We start from the raw sequence: 2,794 nt of genomic DNA, 5'->3' as shown, positions 1-2,794 counted from the left end.
CTCTCGCTCGTTCGCTTTGCCTTCGCCGGCGACCGCGGCTTGACCTAGGAGCGGCGCAGACGAATGCAGCAATCGCACGCATCCTTGGAGAGCGTTCGAAATGGGTCATGGTTGCTGCGGTCGACTCGGTTCTGGAACGTCTGAGCGCGGCAGGTGTGCGGCAGGTCGCCGTGACCTGGGACAACCATGCCGGGGAGACCCTGGTGAAAGTGGTGCCCTTGCGCCACCTGCCCGATGCCATCGCTAAGGGTGTCGGCTTCTCACCGGTGTCGGATGCCTTTCGCTCCGATGGTGTGATCGATGGGGCCCATCGCCTGGCTCGCCCCGATGGCGATCTAAGGCTTCGGGCTGATCTGGAGTCCTTGGCGATGCTGGAACCACAGCTCGGCTGGGCTTGGGCCGCGGGAGAGCGCTGGGATCGCCAGACCGGCCCCTACGCCGCGGATCAACGTCACTTCTGCAGGCGGATGGAATCGGAGCTCGAGGACTCCGGCTGGCGGCTTCGCGCCGGCTTTGAACTGGAGTGGGTCGTCGTTGTTCCTGGGGCAGACGGAACGCCGCAGGCCGTTCTTCCTGGTGGGCCCTATGGCGCGGATCGGTTGATCGAGGGCTTGGATTACGCCTCGGCCCTGCTCAAGGCCCTGGATGACGCCGAGGTTCCTTGGCTGCAGTTCCATCCCGAATACGGACCGTCCCAATTCGAGTTGTCGTTTGCGCCCGATCGATCCCTGACCATTGCCGACCATCTGATTCGCGCTCGCTTGGTGATCCAACGGGTGACCAGGCGATTTGGTTGGTACAGCAGTTTCAGTGCCAAACCCCGCCTGGATTGGGTGGGTAATGGCGGTCATCTGCACCTCAGCGTTCTCCATGACCAGGGCCCCATCCTTCAAGGGGGAGAGGGCTCCCATGGCCTGAAACCGGAGGGGGAAGCGTTAATCGCGGGCTTGCTTGAGCAGTTGCCCTCTCTGATGGCCCTGGCCAGTCCTTCCCCTGTGTCCTATCTGCGCTTGGTCCCGAGCAGTTGGTCGGCTCCCTTTCAGGTCTGGGGTGTGGAAAATCGAGAAGCTGCCCTCCGTCTTGTCCCGAGTGCTGCCGATGGTTCTGCCGCGCATCTCGAGATCAAGGCGGTCGATCCAACGACGAATCCCTATCTCCTGCTAGGGGCTTTGCAAGCCCAAGTGAAGGAGGCGCTTGCGCGTCCGCGAGTTCTGCCGCCAGCGCAGATCGGTGACCCGGCGGCTGCCCCGGGATTCTCGGCTCGACGTTTGCCGTCGAGCCTGCTCGAGGCCCGTGACGCCTTGGCGGCTGATCAGGTGCTGGAGGCCGCCATGGGCCCATTGCTGCATGGATCCCTGTTGGACAGCCTGGCCGCTGAAATTCAGAGGGTGCAGCAGCTCCCTGTGGAGGAGCAGATCAGCAGCTGTTGTTGGTGGCCGTTGGTCGGAGGCTTGGCCTGATGCAACGACCAGCTCTCCCAATCGCTGCGGCGCTCGGGAACACGGTCGAGTGGTTTGACTTTGCTGTGTATGGCTACTTCGCCCATGCCATTGGCGCGGCGTTCTTCCCTTCTGATCGGCCCTCGTTGCAAATGGTGAGCGCCTTCGGGGTGTTTGCAGTCGGCTACTTGATGCGCCCGGTCGGTGGCCTACTCCTCGGGCCCATTGGCGATCAATGGGGACGCCGCGTCCTGTTGTTGATCAGCGTGTTTGTGATGGGCTGCTGCAGCTTGGCCATCGCCCTGTTGCCCACCACGGCCCAGATCGGACCCAGTGCTGCTCTGCTGTTGGTGCTGTTACGGATGCTTCAGGGCCTCTCGGTTGGGGCGGAATACTCCGGAGCGATTTCCTGGAGCGTTGAAACGGCGCCCGGTCACCGGCGGGCCTTCTTCTCCAGCATCACCGCCAGCGGCGCCACGGTTGGCTTCATTGCTGGTTCCGCAGCCGCGGCTCTGGTCAGCCTGGCTTTCTCAGCGGAGGCGATTGAGGCCGGAGCCTGGCGCTGGCCCTTTGCCTTTGGGGCTCTGCTGTCGTTCGTTGTCCTTCTGCTGCGCCGGAGCCTGGAGGACAGCCGGCCTGGCGATGCGGCGAGCGGATGGCGTGCTCAGTTCCAACTGCTGTTTCAGCAGTGGCCAGCCATGGTTCGCCTGGTGGGCAGCGTCGCTCTGGGGACCGCGATTTTCTATCTGGCGGCGGTCTATTACGTCGATGTGATGGTGGCGGCCCATCCCGAGCAGGCGGCTCTCTTAAACGGCTTGACCTCTCTCGTTCAGGTGTTCAGCCTGCTGCTCGCGCTGTTGGGGGGCTACCTGGCCGATCGCTGGGCGCCTTTGCCACTCCTTCGCCGTTCCCTGGCCGTGCTGATGCTGGCGCTGGTGCCCGGTTTCCTCTTGCTCGCCTCTGGCTCCATCGCTGGGTTTGTTTGGGGCCAGGCGCTGTTGCTCTTGCCGACCTTCTTCTATTCCGGCATTACCCCCTACCTCCACGCCTCGTTCTTCCCCGGGGGAGCCCGTTGCGGTGCCTTCTCGTTCTCCTACAGCCTGTCGGTAGCCCTGTTTGGCGGATCCGCTCCTCTCGTCGTGGGCTGGATGGTCAATGCGGAGCACTGGAGTACGGGTCCGCTGCTGTATCTGGTGCTGCTGGCCGTGCTGGCGTGGTGGGCGTGGTCTCGCAAACCGCCCTATCTGGAGCCTCGACCGAGCTAGGCCTTGCATGCGAAATTGAACGATTGGAGCTCAAAGCGCATGGGCCCTGCGATTGGCATCGTCGGCGGCGGCCAGTTGGCCTGGATGCTC

The 2,794-nt window shown here is 63.5% G+C and carries 2 protein-coding genes; both read left to right on the top strand.

The genetic code is table 11. The annotated features are described in order from the left end of the window. The first annotated feature begins 107 nt into the window (after nt 1-107). Nucleotides 108-1,460 (top strand): glutamine synthetase family protein, encoded by a 1,353-nt coding sequence (locus tag QZ184_RS11155; protein WP_296416748.1) that lies wholly within the window; start codon nt 108-110, stop codon nt 1,458-1,460. Then, on the top strand, nt 1,460-2,704 hold the full coding sequence (locus QZ184_RS11150; protein ID WP_296419673.1) for an MFS transporter: 1,245 nt from the start codon (nt 1,460-1,462) through the stop codon (nt 2,702-2,704). Before QZ184_RS11155 ends, QZ184_RS11150 begins: the two co-directional genes overlap by 1 nt. Nucleotides 2,705-2,794: the final 90 nt, after the last annotated feature.

Source organism: Vulcanococcus sp. DEBay_Sum22DG08_74, assembly GCF_017852955.1.
GTDB lineage: Bacteria > Cyanobacteriota > Cyanobacteriia > PCC-6307 > Cyanobiaceae > Vulcanococcus.
Note: the sequence above shows the minus strand (reverse complement) of the source record. Positions and strands in the feature narration are given on the sequence as shown.

Excerpts from the sequence above, each read along its gene's own strand:
- QZ184_RS11155 (WP_296416748.1), top strand. The coding sequence starts at position 108 with ATGGTTGCTGCGGTCGACTCGGTTCTGGAACGTCTGAGCGCGGCAGGT.
- QZ184_RS11150 (WP_296419673.1), top strand. The coding sequence starts at position 1,460 with ATGCAACGACCAGCTCTCCCAATCGCTGCGGCGCTCGGGAACACGGTC.